The sequence below is a fragment of the Variovorax paradoxus genome (assembly GCF_000834655.1).
Classification (GTDB): Bacteria; Pseudomonadota; Gammaproteobacteria; order Burkholderiales; family Burkholderiaceae_C; genus Variovorax; species Variovorax paradoxus_F.
The window spans coordinates 33593-49728 of sequence record NZ_JXQQ01000004.1 but is presented as its reverse complement, the minus strand read 5'-3'; the positions used below and the strand labels follow the sequence as shown (position 1 = coordinate 49728).

12 protein-coding genes are annotated in these 16136 nt (G+C 67.1%); all 12 read left to right on the top strand.

Annotated elements, in window-relative coordinates; translation table 11 throughout:
• Positions 1-27: 27 nt before the first annotated feature.
• The 12 genes from RT97_RS01020 to tssC all read left to right on the top strand — a co-directional run bounded on the left by RT97_RS01020 (position 28) and on the right by tssC (position 16120).
• Positions 28-1233 (top strand): ABC transporter substrate-binding protein, encoded by a 1206-nt coding sequence (locus RT97_RS01020; RefSeq protein ID WP_013538680.1) that lies wholly within the window; start codon positions 28-30, stop codon positions 1231-1233.
• Between the two features lie 80 nt (positions 1234-1313).
• Positions 1314-3245 (top strand): ABC transporter permease, encoded by a 1932-nt coding sequence (locus tag RT97_RS01015; protein ID WP_042576921.1) that lies wholly within the window; start codon positions 1314-1316, stop codon positions 3243-3245.
• Positions 3242-4036 (top strand): ABC transporter ATP-binding protein, encoded by a 795-nt coding sequence (locus RT97_RS01010; protein ID WP_042576920.1) that lies wholly within the window; start codon positions 3242-3244, stop codon positions 4034-4036. Before RT97_RS01015 ends, RT97_RS01010 begins: the two co-directional genes overlap by 4 nt.
• Positions 4033-4767, top strand: a complete 735-nt coding sequence (locus RT97_RS01005) for an ABC transporter ATP-binding protein (RefSeq protein WP_042576919.1) — start codon at positions 4033-4035, stop codon at positions 4765-4767. Before RT97_RS01010 ends, RT97_RS01005 begins: the two co-directional genes overlap by 4 nt.
• Before the next feature lie 160 nt (positions 4768-4927).
• Positions 4928-5653: a bifunctional nicotinamidase/pyrazinamidase gene (gene pncA / locus RT97_RS01000; RefSeq protein ID WP_042576918.1), complete on the top strand. Its 726-nt coding sequence runs from the start codon at positions 4928-4930 to the stop codon at positions 5651-5653.
• A gap of 46 nt (positions 5654-5699) precedes the next feature.
• Positions 5700-6860, top strand: a complete 1161-nt coding sequence (locus RT97_RS00995) for an ABC transporter substrate-binding protein (protein WP_253278099.1) — start codon at positions 5700-5702, stop codon at positions 6858-6860.
• Positions 6838-7338 (top strand): (2Fe-2S)-binding protein, encoded by a 501-nt coding sequence (locus RT97_RS00990; RefSeq protein ID WP_042576916.1) that lies wholly within the window; start codon positions 6838-6840, stop codon positions 7336-7338. The genes RT97_RS00995 and RT97_RS00990 overlap by 23 nt, the downstream gene beginning before the upstream one ends.
• A 136-nt stretch (positions 7339-7474) precedes the next feature.
• The gene (locus tag RT97_RS00985; protein WP_042576915.1) at positions 7475-11317 is read left to right on the top strand and encodes a molybdopterin cofactor-binding domain-containing protein; all 3843 of its coding nucleotides are present in this window, start codon (positions 7475-7477) and stop codon (positions 11315-11317) included.
• Positions 11318-11441: 124 nt separating this feature from the next.
• Positions 11442-12629, top strand: a complete 1188-nt coding sequence (locus RT97_RS00980) for a fumarylacetoacetate hydrolase family protein (protein ID WP_042576960.1) — start codon at positions 11442-11444, stop codon at positions 12627-12629.
• A gap of 163 nt (positions 12630-12792) precedes the next feature.
• A complete protein-coding gene (gene tssA, locus RT97_RS00975; protein WP_253278098.1) occupies positions 12793-13866 on the top strand; it encodes a type VI secretion system protein TssA in 1074 nt (357 codons plus the stop codon).
• Positions 13867-13954: 88 nt separating this feature from the next.
• Positions 13955-14527, top strand: a complete 573-nt coding sequence (tssB, locus tag RT97_RS00970) for a type VI secretion system contractile sheath small subunit (RefSeq protein ID WP_042576913.1) — start codon at positions 13955-13957, stop codon at positions 14525-14527.
• Positions 14528-14611: 84 nt separating this feature from the next.
• Positions 14612-16120 carry a type VI secretion system contractile sheath large subunit gene (tssC, locus tag RT97_RS00965; protein ID WP_042576912.1) on the top strand — a complete coding sequence of 503 codons (1509 nt, stop codon included), beginning with the start codon at positions 14612-14614 and terminating at the stop codon, positions 16118-16120.
• Positions 16121-16136 lie beyond the last annotated feature (16 nt).

The window sequence follows — 16136 nt, the reverse complement described above, 5'->3', positions numbered from 1 at the left end:
TCTGTTTGAACCCCTAGGAGCTTCCCGATGAATCCATTGCGCCTTGCCTTCTGCGCCGCTTCCGTCGTCACGCTGGCCACAGCCCTCGTCCCCGCGCATGCGCAGGGCGTGATCAAGATCGGCGAAATCAACAGCTACAAGGCGCAGCCCGCCTTCCTGGAGCCCTACAAGAAGGGCATGGAGCTGGCCGTCGACGAGATCAACGCCAAGGGCGGCATCAACGGCAAGAAGATCGAACTCATCAGCCGCGACGACAACGCCAACCCCGGCGATGCCGTGCGCGTGGCCGAAGAACTCATCTCGCGCGAGAAGATCGACGTGCTGGCCGGCGCGTTTCTCTCGAACACGGGCCTGGCGCTCACCGACTTCGCCAAGCAAAAGAAATTCTTCTACCTGGCTGCCGAGCCGCTCACCGACAAGATCGTCTGGAGCAACGGCAACAAGTACACCTACCGCCTGCGCCCTTCGACCTACATGCAGGTCGCGATGCTGGTGCCCGAGGCCGCCAAGCTCAAGAAGAAGCGCTGGGCGATCGTGTACCCCAACTACGAATACGGCCAGTCGTCGGCTGCCACTTTCAAGACGCTGCTGAAGGCCGCGCAACCCGACGTCGAGTTCGTCACCGAACAGGCGCCGCCGCTGGGCAAGGTCGACTCGGGCAGCGTCGTGCAGGCGCTGGCCGATGCCAAGCCCGACGCGATCTTCAACGTGCTGTTCGGTGCCGACCTTTCCAAGTTCGTGCGCGAAGGCAACACCCGCGGCCTCTTCAAGGACCGTGAAGTGGTGAGCGTGCTGACCGGCGAACCCGAATACCTCGACCCGCTGAAGGACGAAGCGCCCAACGGCTGGATCGTGACCGGCTACCCGTGGAACGGCGTGAAGACGCCCGAGCACAAGGCCTTCCTCGATGCCTACCAGGCCAAGTTCAAGGACTACCCGCGCCTCGGTTCGGTGGTCGGCTACAGCGCGATCCACTCGATCGCGGCGGGCATCAAGAAGGCCGGCGGCACCGACACCGAAAAGCTGGTCGCGGCCTTCAAGGGCCTGCAGGTCGACACCCCCTTCGGCAAGATCAACTACCGCGCACAGGACAACCAGTCCACCATGGGTGCGTACGTCGGCAAGACCAAGAACGACGGCGGCAAGGGCGTGATGGTCGACTACGTGTACCTCGACGGTGCCAAGTTCCAGCCTTCGGACGACGAAGTGAAGAAGATGCGCCCCGCAGACTGACTGCGCGGCTCCTGCAACGCGCCCGCCGCCGCCGATGACGTGCGGCGGGGCGCGGTGTCTCCAGTTTCCTCAGGGTCCTTATGAGCTTTTCAGGCTTCGTTGTTCAGTTGCTCAACGGGTTGGCCGGCGCGTCCTCGCTTTTCCTCGTGGCGGCCGGTCTCTCGTTGATCTTCGGCGTGACGCGCATCGTCAACTTCGCCCATGGATCGTTTTTCATGGTCGGCATCTATGTCGCTTACACGCTCGTGGAGAAGCTGGGCTCGAGCCTGGGCTTCTGGCCTGCGCTCCTGATCGCGGCGCTCGCGGTCGGCGTGCTCGGCGCGCTGATCGAGGTGCTGCTGCTGCGCCGCATCTACAAGGCGCCCGAACTCTTCCAGCTCCTGGCCACGTTCGCGCTGGTGCTCGTCATCAAGGACGCGGTGCTGTGGCTCTGGGGGCCTGACGAGCTGCTCGGCCCGCGTGCGCCGGGCCTGAAAGGCTCGATCGAAATCCTCGGGCGCCAGTTTCCTTCCTACGACCTGTTCCTGATCGTCGTCGGGCCGCTCGTGCTCGGCCTCGTCTGGCTGCTGCTCACCCGTACGCGCTTCGGCACGCTGGTGCGCGCCGCCACGCAAGACCGCGAAATGGTCAGCGCACTCGGCGTGAACCAGGCCTGGCTCTTCACCGCGGTGTTCGCGCTCGGCGCATTGCTCGCGGGCCTGGGCGGTGCGCTGCAGCTGCCGCGCGAGCCCGCGACGCTGGAGATGGACCTGAACACCATTGGCGCCGCGTTCGTCGTGGTGGTGGTCGGCGGCATGGGCTCGCTGCCTGGCGCCTATGTGGCGGCGCTCCTGATTGCGGAGATCAAGGCCGTGTGCATCTGGCTGGGCGTGGTGCAGATCTTCGGCATCGACGTGTCGTTCTCCAAGCTCACGCTGATGGTCGACTTCCTCGTGATGGCGATCGTGCTGGTCTGGCGGCCATGGGGTCTGTTCGGACGGCCGCAGGCGCCCAGCCGCTACGTGGGCATGCAGGAAGAGCCGCTGCGCCGGCCGAGCAACGCCTACCTCGTCGCCGCCGCAGTGCTCGGGCTGATGCTCGCGGTGCTGCCGCTGCTCACGGTGAACTCGCCCTACACGATGGTGCTGATGATCGACCTGCTGATCGCCGCGCTGTTCGCCACCAGCCTGCACTTCATCATGGGCCCGGCGGGCATGCATTCCTTCGGCCATGCCGCGTACTTCGGGCTCGGCGCCTACGGCGCCGCGCTGCTGGTTCGCTCGCTGCACCTGCCGATGGAACTTGCATTGATCGTCGCGCCGGCCGTGGCCGCGCTCGGCGCGCTGGTCTACGGCTGGTTCGCGGTGCGGCTCTCGGGGGTCTACCTCGCGATGCTCACGCTGGCTTTCGCGCAGATCACCTGGGCCATCACCTACCAGTGGGACAGCTTCACCGGCGGCAGCAACGGCCTGACCGGCGTGTGGCCCTCCGAATGGCTTTCGAACAAGCAGGCCTACTACTGGCTCACGCTGGTGCTCGTGGGTGCCGGCGTGTGGTGGCTGCGCCGCGTGCTGTTCTCGCCTTTCGGCTATGCATTGCGCGCGGGCCGCGATTCCGTGCTGCGCGCCGACGCCATCGGCATCGACGTGAAGCGCATGCAGTGGATGGCCTTCGTGATCGCGGGCACCGTGGCGGGCCTTGCCGGGGCGCTCTACGCCTTCTCCAAGGGCAGCATCTCGCCCGAGAGCCTCTCGGTCGGCAAGTCGGTCGACGGCCTCGTGATGGTGCTGCTCGGCGGCATCCAGACGCTGGCGGGCCCGGTGGTCGGTGCCGTCACCTTCACCTGGCTGCACGACACCGTGGCGCGCAACACCGACTACTGGCGCGCGATGCTCGGCGCCATCATCCTGATCCTGGTGCTGCTGTTCCCGCAGGGCATTGCCGGCTCCGTCAAGCAACTCGCCGATCGCTGGCGTGCACCGAAGAATGAAACAGCAGAAGCAGATGCCAAGCTCAAGGAGGTGAAAGCATGAGCCTCCTCAAGGTACAGAACCTCGGCAAGTCCTTCGGCGGCGTGAAGGCCGTGGACGGCATCAGCTTCGAGCTGCCCGCGGGCGAGCTGCTCGCGCTCATCGGCCCCAACGGCGCGGGCAAGTCCACGACCTTCAACATGGTCAACGGCCAGCTGAAGGCCGACCAGGGCTCGATCACGCTCGACGGCCACGAACTCGTGGGCCGGAAGCCCCGCGAGATCTGGCGCAAGGGCGTCGGCCGCACCTTCCAGATCGCCGAGACCTTCGCCTCGCTCACCGTGGTCGAGAACGTGCAGATGGCCTTGCTCTCGCACGACCAAAAGCTGTTCTCGATGTGGCGCCGCGCGGCAGACCACAAGCGCGACGAGGCGCTCGCGCTGCTCGACCAGGTCGGCATGAAATCGCAGGCCGACCGGCCCTGCAGCGTGCTGGCCTATGGCGACGTGAAGCGCGTCGAGCTCGCCATCGCGATGGCCAACTCGCCCAAGCTGCTCCTGATGGACGAGCCCACCGCCGGCATGGCGCCCAAGGAGCGCAACTCGCTCATGGCGCTGACCAAGGACCTCGTCATTCAGCGCGGCATGGCCGTGCTCTTCACCGAGCACAGCATGGACGTGGTGTTCGCGTACGCCGACCGCATGATCGTGCTCGCGCGCGGCCGCCTCATCGCCCAGGGCAAGCCGCTGGAGATCCGCGACCATCCGAAGGTGCAGGAGGTGTACTTCGGCAGCGGCAAGACATTCGAGAAGATCGCAGAGAAAGCCGCAGCGCTGGGAGTGACAACCGCATGAGCACGCACGAACCCCTTCTTCAGGCCAAGGCGCTGTGCGCCTGGTACGGCGCAGCGCAGATCCTGTATGACGTCGACCTCGACGTGCGCCGCGGCGAAGTCGTCGCGCTCATGGGCCGCAACGGCGCGGGCAAGTCGACCACGCTGAAGGCGCTGATCGGCATGCTCGCCAAGCGACGTGGCGCGGTGCGCTTCCTCGGCCACGACATTTCCAAGAGCGAGCCGCACCACGCGGCGCGCCTGGGCCTCGGCTTCGTTCCCGAAGACCGGCGCGTGTTCACCGACCTCACGGTGATGGAGAACCTCGAAGTCGGCAAGCAGCCCGCGCGGCAGTGGGCCGACGGCACCGAGGCGCCGCTGTGGACGCCCGAGCGCCTGTTCAAGCTCTTTCCCAACCTCGGCGAAATGCCAAACCGCCCCGGCGGCCGCATGAGCGGCGGCGAGCAGCAGATGCTCACCGTGGCGCGCACGCTGATGGGCAATCCGTATCTCGTGCTGCTCGACGAGCCTTCCGAGGGCGTGGCACCGGTCATCGTCGAGCAGATGGCCAACATGATCCTGGAGCTCAAGGCGCAGGGCGTGAGCATCCTGCTCTCGGAGCAGAACATGCACTTCGCCGAACTCGTGTCCGACCGCGCCTATGTGCTGGAGAAGGGCCAGATCCGCTACCACGCCACGATGGCCGAACTCGCGGCCAACGAAGAAGTGCGCCGTGCCTATCTCAGCGTCTAGCATGAAGCTCACCCCCGGTCTTTGCGCACGCCATGCCGCTTCGCCAACCCCTTCCCAGGGGGCAACACCGACGGCCCGGCAAAGCCGGTTCCGTGGTGTTCCCGAAAAGTTGCCTCGGTCTTTTTGAGTTCTCGTCCCTCTTCTACAAGGAGTACGCACCATGCATCGCAGAACCGTATTGAAGTCCGCCGCTGCCCTCGGGCTCATGAGTGGCCTCGGCAGCTTCGGCCTTTCGGCCTTCGCGGCCGGCAAGATCAAGCCCGGTGCCAAGGCCGCGCTGATCGTGGTCGACGTGCAGAACTGCTTCCTGGACGGCGGCACGCTCGCGGTGAAGGGCGGCAACGAGGTGATCCCGGTCATCAACGCACTGGCGCCCGCGTTCGAGAACATCGTCGTCACGCAGGATTGGCACACCGCAGGCCACGCCTCCTTCGCGAGCACGTACTCGGGCAAGAAACCGTTCGAGACCACCAAGCTCAACTACGGCACGCAGGTGCTGTGGCCGGACCACTGCGTGCAGGGCACCGACGACGCCGCGCTCGGCAAGGACCTGAAGGTGCCGACCGCGCAGCTCATCATCCGCAAGGGCTTCCACAAAGAGATGGACAGCTATTCGGCCTTCGAGGAAGCCGACCACAAGACGGCCACGGGCCTGGCCGGCTACCTGAAGGCGCGCGGCATCAAGACCGTGTTCGTCACGGGCCTGGCCACCGACTTCTGCGTGGCCTGGACCGCGATGGATGCGCGCAAGGCCGGCTTCGACGCCTACGTGATCGAAGACGCCACGCGCGGCATCGACCTCAACGGCTCGCTTGCGGCGGCCTGGAAGCAGATGACCGCCAAGGGCGTCAAGCGCATCCAGTCGGCCGACATCCAGAGCACCTGAGCGCATTTCTTCTTCAACGACGACACAACTGCGAGAAAAACGACGCATGAAGCTTTCGATTTCAAGGCGCGCCATGGTGGCGGGCGGCGCGGCCCTGGCTCTGGGCCCGGGCCTTCTCGGGTCGGCACGCGCAGAAAACGGCGTGACCGACACCACCATCCGCATCGGCCAGTCGGCCGTGTTCAGCGGGCCGGCCAAGGACTTCGGCGTCGATTACCGCGCGGGCATCAAGCTCTACTTCGACCGCGTCAACAAGTCGGGCGGCATCAACGGCCGCAAGATCGAACTCGTGACGTATGACGATGCCTACGACCCTGCGAAGACGGCCATCAACACGGCCAAGCTGATCGACGAGGACAAGGTCTTCGCGCTCACCGGCTTCGTGGCCACCGGCAATCTCGCGGCCGCGATGCCGCTCGCCGAGAAGGCGGGCGTTCCGATGTTCGCGCCCCTGGTGGGCACCACGTCGTTCCGCACCAAGGTCAACCGCAATCTTTTCCATGTGCGCGCGGGCTACGACCTGGAGCTGCGCAAGATCATCAGCCACCTCTCGACCATCGGCATCTCCTCGATCGCCGTGGTGTTCCAGGACAGCCCGTTCGGCAAGTCGAACCTCGCCACCTGCGAGCAGCTTGCGGCCGAGTACAAGGTGCAGGTCGTCAAGACGCTGCCGCTGGCCATCACCGCGGAAGATGCGAAGCAGGTCGCCACCGAGATCTCCGCGGCCAAGCCCGGCGCGGTCGTGATGATCATGGCCGGCCGCATGGTCGAGACTTTCATCCGCGACTACCGCGCGGGCGGCGTGGGCGCGCCGCTCTACACGCTCTCGGTCGGCATCACCGATGCGGCCGGCTCGGCCAAGCGGCTGGATGGCAAGCTCGCGGGCCTGGTCACGGCCAGCATCGTGCCGCCGCCGAACGCGCAGCGCGTGCCCATCGTGGCCGACTACCAGCGCGACCGCGCCGAGTTCGGCGAGAAGATCGACAGCTACACCACGCTGGAGGGCTACATCGTCGCGCGCGTGATGGTCGAGGGCCTGCGCCGCGCGGGCAAGACGCTCACGCGCGACAGCTTCGTGGCCGGGCTCGAGAGCATCGGCAGCACGCGCTTCGGCGACTTCCCCATCGACTACAGCGCGAAGAACCACAACGGCTCGACCTTCGTGGACCTGGAGATGTACACCCGTGACGGACAGTTGCGGCGCTGAGCCGCTGCATCTGCAGGTCAACGGTCAGGCACAGTCGCTCGCGGGCGTGCCCCGCGAGGCGTCGCTGCTGCAGTTCCTGCGCAACGACCTCGAGCTGAACGGACCCAAGTACGGATGCGGGTTGGGTCAGTGCGGTGCATGCACGGTGCATGTCGACGGCGTCGCTGCGCGTTCGTGCGTGATTCCCGTCCAAGGGGTGGCGGGCCGCGAGGTCACCACCCTGGAAGGCCTGGGCTCGCGCGGGCGCTGGCATCCGGTGCAGGCGGCCTTCGAAGACGCGCAGGCCGCGCAGTGCGGCTACTGCCTCAACGGCATGGTGATGCAGGCGGCGGCGCTGCTTGCGCGCGATCCGCACGCGAGCGAGACGCGGATCCGCAGCGAGCTGTCGGGCAACCTGTGCCGTTGCGGCACGCACATTGAAATTCTCGATGCCGTGCAGCGCGCGGCTGTGCGCATGCGCGCAGAGGTGAACCGGTGACCGGCCCTTCTTGCCCCCTCTCCCGCTTGCGGGAGAGGGCTGGGGTGAGGGCGTCGGCCTTCGCAAACGCATTGCCTTCGCCATCGCCGCTGACCCTCACCCCAGCCCTCTCCCCAAGGGGAGAGGGAGCAAGACCATGACACGCCGCGCCGACCTGCCGCAGACCCGCGCGGAGTTTCTTGCCGCCGACGGCGTGCTGCTCGTGGTGCGCGAAACGCCCGCCGCACCGATGCCCGCCAAGGGCCAGCCCGCAGCGATCGCGGGCAACCCCATCGAGGGCGACGAAATCCTGCTCGCCGTATGGGACGACGGCAGCGTCTCCGCGCTCAACGGCCACGTCGATCTCGGCACCGGCATCCAGACAGCGCTTTCGCAGATCGTGGCCGAAGAGCTCGATCTGGGCATGCCCTGCGTTCGCATGATGCTGGGCGACACCGCGCGCGTGCCCAACCAGGGCGCGACGATCGCGAGTGCATCGATCCAGATCCATGCGCAACCGCTGCGCCTTGCCGCAGCGCAGGCGCGGGCCTGGCTGCTCGCTCGCGCGGCCGAGCGCCTGGGCGTTGCAGCCGACGCGCTGCAGGTGCGCCACGGCGTGGTGCGCGTCACCGAGACGCCCGACCTTCACGTCAGCTATGCGGACCTCGTGGCGCACCAGCGCACGGTGCTCCGCCTGGACTCCGGCGCGAAGCCCAAGGACCCGGCCGACTACCGCATCGTCGGCACACGCCAGGCGCGCGTGGACATTCCCGGCAAGCTCGCAGGCGAGCTCGTGTTCGTGCACGACATGCGCGTGCCCGGCATGCTGCACGGTCGCGTCGTGCGCCCCCCGTATGCCGGCGCGGACCACGGCGATTTCATCGGCAACACGCTCGAGGCGGTCGATGAATCGTCGATCGCGCACATCCCCGGCATCCGCGCCGTGGTCGTGGTCCGCGACTTCGTCGGCATCGTGGCCGAGCGCGAAGAGCACGCCGAGCAGGCGCTGCGCGAGCTGCGCGTCACGTGGAAGCCGTGGCCCGGCATGCCCGACCTTTCCGATGTCGCGCAGGCGCTTCGCGACAACCCTTCGACGCAGCGCCTGTTGGTGGACGAAGGCGATGTCGATGGCGCCATCGCTGCCGCATCGCAGCCGATGCAGCGCACCTACGTCTGGCCCTACCAGATGCACGCCTCCATCGGCCCCTCGTGCGCGCTGGCCGACTGGCAGCCGGCCGACGGCAGCGGCAGCGGCAGCGGTTCCGCCGCCGGGACGCTCCCAGGGCGGAACGCGGCCCCCTCGGGGGGCAGCGACCCACACGCAGCGGGGGAGCGTGGGGGCATTGTTCTTCGCGTGTGGGCCGGCTCGCAGAACCCGCATGTGCTGCGCGCCGACCTGGCCAGGCTCATGGGCGTGGACGACGTGCAGGTCGACGTGGTTCGCATGGAAGCCGCGGGCTGCTACGGCCGCAACGGCGCCGACGACGTGGCGGCCGACGCAGCGCTGCTCGCGCGCGCCGTCGGCATGCCGGTGCGCGTGCAGCTCACGCGCGAACAGGAGCATGCGTGGGAGCCCAAGGGTGCGGCGCAACTCATGGAAGTCGATGGCGGGCTCATGGCCGATGGCCGCATCGCCGCCTACGACTTCGAAACCTCCTACCCGTCGAACGGCGCGCCCACGCTCGCGCTCTTGCTCACGCGCACCATCGAGCCGGTCGCGCAGGCCTACGAGATGGGCGACCGCACCGCGCGCCCGCCGTACAGCTACGACAACCTGCGCGTGAAGGTCAACGACATGGCGCCGATCGTGCGCGCCTCGTGGCTGCGCGGCGTGTCGGCGTTGCCGAGTTCGTTCGCGCACGAGTCGTACATCGACGAGCTCGCGACGGCCGCAGGTGTCGATCCGGTGCAGTTCCGCTTGCGCCATCTGAACGATCCGCGCGCGGTCGAGCTCGTGCAGGCCACCGCGCAGAAGGCCGGCTGGCGCATGCGCACCGGGCCGCAGGAGAACGCGGACGGCGGGCTCGGCGAAGGGGGCGACATCCTCTTCGGCCAGGGCTTCGCATACGCGCGCTACATCCACAGCAAGTGGCCGGGCTTCGGCGCCGCATGGGCCGCCTGGGTGGCCGACGTCGAGGTCAACCGCAAGACCGGCGAGGTGCATGTGCGCCGCGTGGTGGTGGGGCACGACGCGGGCTTGATGGTCAACCCCGCGGGCGTCGAGCACCAGGTGCACGGCAACGTGATCCAGACCACCAGCCGGGCGCTGATGGAAGAGGTGAAGTTCGCGCCGCAGCAGGGTGCGCCATCGGGCGGCGCGCAGTTGCCCGGCGTGCTGCCGACCGGCGTGGTCGCGAGCCGCGAATGGGGCAGCTACCCGATCATCAATTTCCGCGACGTGCCGGTGATCGAGGTGATGCACATGCCGCGGCCGGGCGAGCCGTCGCTGGGGGCTGGCGAGTCGTCTTCGGTGCCGGGAACGGCGGCGATCGCGAATGCGATCTTCGATGCGACGGGGGTGCGGTTCAGGGCGCCGCCGTTCACGCCGGAGACGGTGCTGGCTGAACTGAATCGGGGTTTGCTTCCTCCCGTTGCGGGGGAGGGCGGGGGTGGGGGCATGCGGCGTGCGAGTGGTGACGCCGCCGTGCCCCCATCCCAACCTTCCCCCAAAGGGGGAAGGAGCAAGACGGATGCACCTTGGCCTCGGCGCAAGGGTGTGTGGGCCACGGGCGCCGCGCTCTTCATCGGCGGCATCGGTGTCGTCGCCGGCCTGCTCGGCTGGCGTTCGTCCATCGCGCCCGTCTCGCTGACCGCGCCGGTCTACAGCCAATCCACCATCGAACGCGGCCGCGTGCTCGCCGCGCTCGGCGATTGCGCGGTGTGCCACACCGCACCCGGCGGCGCGCCCAACGCAGGAGGCCGCGCGATGGACACGCCCTTCGGCACGCTCTACACCACCAACCTCACGCCCGATGCCGCCACGGGCCTGGGCCGCTGGTCGTTCAGCGCGTTCCAGCGCGCGATGCGCGAAGGCGTCTCGCGCGATGGCCATCACCTCTATCCGGCGTTCCCTTACACCGCGTTCGCCAAGACCAGCGACGACGACCTGCAGGCGCTCTACGCGTACTTCATGTCGATGCCCGCGGTGCGCGCGGAAACGCCGAAGTCCGAACTCAAGTTTCCGTTCAGCATGCGGCCGCTGATGGCCGGGTGGAACGCGCTCTTTCACGACCCCGCACCGCTGCAGCCCGTCGCGACGCAGAGCGCCGAGTGGAACCGTGGCGCGTACCTCGTCAACGGCCTGGGCCACTGCGGCGCCTGCCACACGCCGCGCAATGCGCTCGGCGCGGAGCAGGGCGGCAGCGCGTTCCTCTCGGGCGCGATGGTCGATGGGTGGGAGGCGCCCGCGCTCACGCACCTGTCGAAGTCCGCCGTGCCGTGGGACACCGAAGAGCTCTACCGGTACCTGCGCAACGGCCACACGCAACGCCACGGCATCGCCGGCGGCCCGATGGCCGAGGTGGTGCGCGAACTCGGCCAGGTGCCCGATGCCGATGTGCGCGCCATGGCGACCTACCTCGGCTCGTTCAACCCGACGCCGGCCGCCGAACCGCAAGCCCTCGCGCAACAGGCCGTCGCCAACGCGGCCCGCACGCAAGGCCAGTTGCTCGGCCCCGCGCAGCGCATGTTCGACAGCGCCTGCGCGTCGTGCCACCACGACGGCAACGGCCCGACGCTGCTGGGCGTGAACACGCCGCTCGCGCTCAACAGCAGCCTCACGAGCGCACGGCCCGACAACCTGCTGCGCACCATCCTCGATGGCGTGCGCGAGCCGGCCGGCCGCGACATCGGCTTCATGCCGGCGTTCCGCGAGGCGCTCGACGACCGGCAGATCGCCGAGCTGGCCGGCTACATGCGCGCGCGCTTCGCGCCGCAGGAGCCGGCGTGGTCCGACCTGCCCGCGCAGGTGGCGCGCGTGCGCGCCGCAAAGGCGCACTGAGCGGCTGTTCAGGTGCGCCTGCGCGCGCCCACACGATCACTGCCGAGGCTACGATGCGGCGTCGCGCACCGGCCTCGCGGCTCGCGCGCAGCACTGAACACCTTCAATGGAGACATACAGCACCATGGCCCTGAACCTCTCGCCCTCGACCAGCCTCCCCAGCGACGCGGACCGCGCCACCCTGGTCGGCCGCATCTGGCAGCCCGATGTGGGCCCGGTGCTGGTGGCCGTGCACGAAGGCGGCCTGCACGACCTGTCGACGCTCGCGCCGACCATGAGCGACCTGCTCGAAGCCAAGGGCTCGCCGTCCGCCGCCGTGCGCGAAGCACTGAAGAGCGGCAAGGCGCCGCGCGTCGCCGCGCTCGATGCCGTGCTCGCCAACAGCGACGAGACCGTGCGCGACAACCGCAAGCCCTGGCTGCTCGCGCCGTGCGACCTGCAGGTCATCAAGGCGAGCGGCGTGACCTTCGTGGCGAGCCTGCTGGAGCGCGTGATCGAGGAGCAGGCGCGCGGCGATGCCTCGCAGGCCGAGGCCACGCGCGCGGCCATCGGCAAGGTGCTGGGCGACAACCTCGCGGACATCGTCCCCGGCTCGCCCGAGGCCGCGAAGGTCAAGGAGGTGCTGATCGCGCAGGGCGTGTGGTCGCAGTACCTCGAAGTGGGCATCGGCCCCGACGCGGAGATATTCACCAAGGCCCCGGTGCTGGCCGCCGTGGGCACCGGCGCCGACGTGGGCATCCACTCGGGCTCGGTCTGGAACAACCCCGAGCCCGAGGTCGTGCTCGCCGTGAACAGCCGCGGCGAAACCTTGGGCGCCGCGCTGGGCAACGACGTCAACCTGCGCGACTTCGAAGGCCGCAGCGCCTTGCTGCTGGGCAAGGCCAAGGACAACAACGCCTCGTGCGCGATCGGCCCTTTCATTCGTCTCTTCGACGATCACTTCGGCATTGCCGACGTGCGCCGCATCACCGTTGCGCTCGAAGTCACGGGGCCCGAGGGCTTCGTGCTGGAGGGCTCGAGCTCGCTCACGAAGATCAGCCGCGATCCGCTGGACATCGTGTCGCAGGCCGTCGGCATTCACCATGACTACCCAGACGGCTTCATGTTGTTTCTAGGCACCATGTTCGCGCCGACACAAGACCGTCACGGCCCTGGGCAAGGATTCACCCACGTCGTCGGCGACCACGTGCGCATCGGCGCACCGGAACTCGGCGCGCTGTTCAACCGCGTCGTGCATGCCGACCGGGCGCCGCGCTGGACTTTCGGCGTAAGCGCGTTGATGCGAAATCTTGGTGGGCGCGGACTTTTGTAGTCCTTACGTGTGCGGTTCAAAAGGAGTTGTACTCCTTAGGGTTTCATTGCCCGTCCGTTGCATTCAGTTGCGGTTGACCACCGTTCCTGTTCCCCTCAAGATAACCAACGTTGATGATGGTTAACTCAAGGGGGACCGGTTGTTGCCGAGTGAGATCGATCTATTGCAGTCGCCTGTCGAAGGCCCGCTCCCGTGCGGTGAAGATCTGGAATACGACCCCGATTTCATGGCGTTGCAGCAAGCAACGACCGGCAAGCGGGAGCAACAATTCGGCGCGACGATCATCCCGGCCGAGCCACCCGACTGGGCCCGTGTCGAGCGCATCGCCAAGCAGCTGTGCGAACGCACGCGCGACCTGCGGGTACTGGTTCCGCTGACCCTTGCATGGACCGAGACACGCGGCCTCTCCGGCTATGTCGATGGCCTTCGGCTGGTCGACGTGGTGCTGCAGAAATTCTGGAACGACGTCCACCCGCGCGTCGTCGACGATGGTTTCGAAGACCCGCTGCCCCGCATGAATGCGCTGGCCGCACTGGCCGAAGCCGAAGGACTCGGGCGCAGCGTGCGCGATGCGCGGCTGCTCGATGACGGCGGTTCGTCGGTGAGCCTGCGACAGGTCGAGGCCCTGCTCGATTCGAGCAAGGCAGACCAGATCGACTACCCCGGCGGCATCGGCCGGTTGCGAGAAGCGGCGCGGCGCGCGCACGAGAAATCGACGCCGCAGGTGGTGGCCCTGCGCGCGGCGCTCGAATTGCTGCAACGCATTCGCGAGACCTCCGAGCGCGCACTGGGACAGAGCTGGGCGCCCGATTTTTCCAGGCTCGAGCGCTCGCTGCGCACCGTGCTGCAGCTGATGCCCGAGCAGGCGCCGACCGAGCCTCCGGCAAGCGCTTCGCATGAAGGCGAAGCACATGCGCAAGGCAATGTGCAGGGTGCCGCGGCGAGTGCGCAAGGCACGGTCGCTCAGACAGTAAATGTCGGTGCAGGCCTACGCGCAATAAGTATTAAAGAGATTGAAATATCGAGCCGTGATGATGTTCAGGTGTTGTTGGAGAAGGCTTGCCAGTACATGGAGCGCACGGAGCCCAGTCATCCGGCGCCCATGCTGATACGGCGAGCGCAGCGGCTCCTGGACCTGAACTTCTTCCAGATCATCGAAGAGCTCGTGCCCGAGGGATTGCAAAAGATAGAGAGCCTGGCCGGACGGCCGTTGAACGGCGGAGCCTCCTCGGAATAGGCGGCGCTCGCTGCCGATACGGGAGGCTCGAAGCCAGCAGGACAGACAGTCAGGTCCGACCCACGCATTCAGTTTCAAGAGGAAGCTTATGGCAGACAACCGTGTCAGAAACAGTGGTCAGAAGTTCATTGCGCGGAACCGGGCGCCGCGCGTGCAGATCGAGTACGACGTCGAGATCTACGGCAGCGAACGCAAGATCCAGCTGCCCTTCGTGATGGGCGTGATCGCCGACCTCGCGGGCAAGCAGATGGACCCGATGCCCGACCTGGCCGAGCGCGATTTCATGGAAGTGGACATCGACAACTTCGACGACCGCATGAAGGCCATCAAGCCGCGCGTGGCGTTCCAGGTGCCCAACACGCTCACGGGCGAAGGCCAGATGAATGTCGACATCACCTTCGACACCATGGACGACTTCTCGCCCGCGCGCATCGCGGGCCAGGTCGGCGCGCTGCAGCAGTTGCTCGCGGCCCGCACGGAGCTGTCGAACCTGCTCTCGTACATGGACGGCAAGAACGGCGCCGAGCAGCTGATCGCACAGGCGCTGCAGAACCCGGAACTGCTCAAGTCGCTGGCGTCCGCGCCCAATCCGGCGGTCGCCAAGGCGGTCGATGCGGCGAACGAAAAAGCGGGCAATGCGCCCGCCGGTGCTTCCGAGTAGACGCAAGCACGCAGCGCAGCAAGTAGAGCAACGCACAGCAGCAACGCACAGCAGCAACGCACAGCAAGCCGACAGGATTTCCACATGAGCACCGCACCCAAACAGACTGCACGCGCGCAGGCCGCCACGATCGATGCACTCGCACCCAACGAGTTCTCCGATCTCCTGCAGCGCGAGTTCAAACCCAAGACGGAGCAGGCGCGCGAAGCGGTGCAGAACGCCGTCAAGACACTCGCCGTGCAGGCGCTGGAGAGCACGGTCACCATCTCCAACGACGCCTACCGCACCGTGCAGGGCATCATCACCGAGATCGACCGCAAGCTCTCCGAGCAGATCAACCAGATCCTGCACCACGAGGACTTCCAGCAGCTCGAGGGCGCATGGCGCGGCCTGCATTACCTGGTGAACAACACCGAGACCGATGAGCAGCTCAAGATCCGCGTGATGTGCGCATCGAAGCGCGAAGTGGCGCGCTCGCTCAAGCGCCACAAGGGCATCGGCTGGGACCAGAGCCCGCTGTTCAAGAAGGTCTACGAAGCCGAGTACGGCCAGTTCGGCGGCGAGCCTTTCGGCGCGCTCATCGGCGACTTCCACTTCGACCACAGCCCGCCCGATGTCGAGATGCTCGGCGAGATGGCCAAGATCGCCGCGGCCGCGCATTGCCCCTTCATCGCAGGCGCATCGCCCACGGTGATGCAGATGGATTCGTGGCAAGAGCTGTCGAATCCGCGCGACCTCACCAAGATCTTCCAGAACACCGAGCACACCGCATGGCGCAGCCTGCGCGAGTCGGAAGACGCGCGCTACATCGGCCTGGCCATGCCGCGCTTCCTGGCGCGCCTGCCCTATGGCGCGCGCACCAATCCGGTCGACGAGTTCGAGTTCGAGGAAGAAACCGATTCGGCAGCGCACACCCGCTACACCTGGGCCAACTCGGCCTATGCGATGGGCGTGAACATCAACCGCTCGTTCAAGCAGTACGGCTGGTGCACCTCGATCCGCGGCGTGGAATCGGGCGGCGCGGTGGAGAACCTGCCCACCCACACCTTCCCGACCGACGACGGCGGCGTGGACATGAAGTGCCCCACCGAGATCGCCATCAGCGACCGGCGCGAGGCCGAGCTCGCCAAGAACGGCTTCATGCCGCTCGTGCACCGCAAGAATTCCGATTTCGCGGCCTTCATCGGCGCGCAGTCGCTGCAGCAGCCGGCCGAGTACTACGACGCCGACGCCACGGCCAACGCGAACCTCGCGGCGCGCCTGCCTTACCTGTTCGCGTGCTGCCGTTTCGCGCACTACCTCAAGTGCATCGTGCGGGACAAGATCGGCTCGTTCCGCGAGCGCGAGGACATGGAGCGCTGGCTCAACGACTGGATCATGAACTACGTGGACGGCAGCCCCGGCACGTCGTCCCAGGACACGAAGGCAATGAAGCCGTTGGCGGCGGCGGAAGTCCAGGTGGAAGCCATCGAGGACAACCCCGGCTACTACGCCGCCAAGTTTTTTCTCCGGCCGCACTATCAGCTCGAAGGGCTGACGGTTTCCCTGCGGCTGGTTTCGAAGCTGCCATCCAACAAGAAGGACAGCAGCTAAATCAACGGTGCTCCAC